The 1,499-nt window shown below is 47.3% G+C and carries 1 protein-coding gene; it reads right to left on the bottom strand.

Annotation, left to right across the window (positions count from 1 at the left end):
- The coding region (locus tag ACTXGO_RS13595) for a M3 family metallopeptidase (RefSeq protein ID WP_443574897.1) at positions 1-1,355 on the bottom strand (1,355 nt) is incomplete at its 3' end.
- Positions 1,356-1,499: the final 144 nt, after the last annotated feature.

Here is a 1,499-nt window from a genome sequence, read left to right as displayed (position 1 = left end):
CCGCTACGAGCAAATAAGTCAAAGTAAAAGCCGCCAACTAAGCGATCATCGTTATCGAACAATTGATAAAAACGCACATCGTCATGCCAGCGCGAGGCTGCAGTAGCGTCACTTATCGTGGCATAACTCTCTTGCTCTTTGACTGTGATGCCGTACAAGCGCTCTACGATAGCAAACAGTCCATCGATGACTTTTGGTAGAGGGAAGTACGGGCGTATCTCCTCTTGCGAGAGACTAAATTTATCTTGCTTAAGCTTTTCTGCGATATAAGCGTTGTCCCAAGGTTGCAAATCAGTGATGCCATAATTACGAGCGCAATCTTGCAACTGCGTCAGATCCTGCTTGGCAGTTGGCGTCGCCTGCTTGGCTAAATTGCGCAAAAAGGTCTCAACCTCTGCCACGCTGCCCGCCATTTTGGTCGATAGCGAGACCTCAGCATAATGGTTAAAGCCTAGTAGCTCAGCTTTTTGCTGGCGCAATGTGAGTATCTGACTCATCACCTCAGCATTGTTCAGCGAGTCGCCGTCTTTGTTGGTATGGGTATCGAACTCTGAGGCGCGAGTGACGTAAGCGCGGTACAGCTCAGCGCGCAAATCACGATCATCGGCGTGCGTCATAATTGCCAGGTACACAGGAATATTAAGCGTCGCCACATAATAAGGCGTTGGTAGCGCGTCGACATCCTCTTGCGTCAAGCGACCCGCTTCTAACTCGTTTGCTTTAAACTGCTCGCCGGCATCTGCAAGTAAGGACAATCCGCTATCGGTCAAGCCTGCTAATTGCTCTGCGCTCAGCGGTAGCGCGTATGCTTGAGTGGCGTCCAAGATATGATCTGAGAATGTCGCTGATAGCGTGGATAGCTCGCTTTGAATAGCGGCGAACCTCTCTTGCTCAGCTTTTGGTAGCGCCACGCCTGATAGCTCAAATCGGCGTACGGCAAGCTTAATAGCGCGGCGGCGTGCAGGCTCTAACTCTGCAAAAAACGTCTCATCATCGATAATAGCTTGATAGCGATCAAATAGCGGCTGATGCTGGCCTACGCGCGTGCCATAAGCTGAGAGTTTAGGCAGTAGCTCATGATGTACATGACGAATCTCATCATTACTCATCACGCCGTTCAAGTGCGAGAGCACGCCCCAGCTACGATCTAAGCTTAAATTAATATGATCAAATTCTAGGACGTCACGTAGCGCAATATCTGCACTAATAGGGGTAAAGTCTTTATCTTGAAAACTTGTCAAGGTATCCAAAAAATCATTGGCTTGCTTTATAGCTTGATTGACTTGCGCCTGTAGCGTTGTAGGAGAAGCATCCAAAAAGTTGACAAGGTTTAATCTAGGGTCTAAAGCACTCATAAGGGTATCCATTTGACTGAGGTCATTATTATGATAAGTATTCAATAAGGTTATATGGATTAAAGATGGGTATGTCTTGACAAAAATACAAGCTGCTAGCGATTAGTGATGAGCAATGCAATCTGACGCACTTAGACATAAGCT

It is taken from the genome of Psychrobacter sp. T6-1, from assembly GCF_052258445.1.
This window is presented reverse-complemented; position numbering and strand designations above follow the sequence as displayed.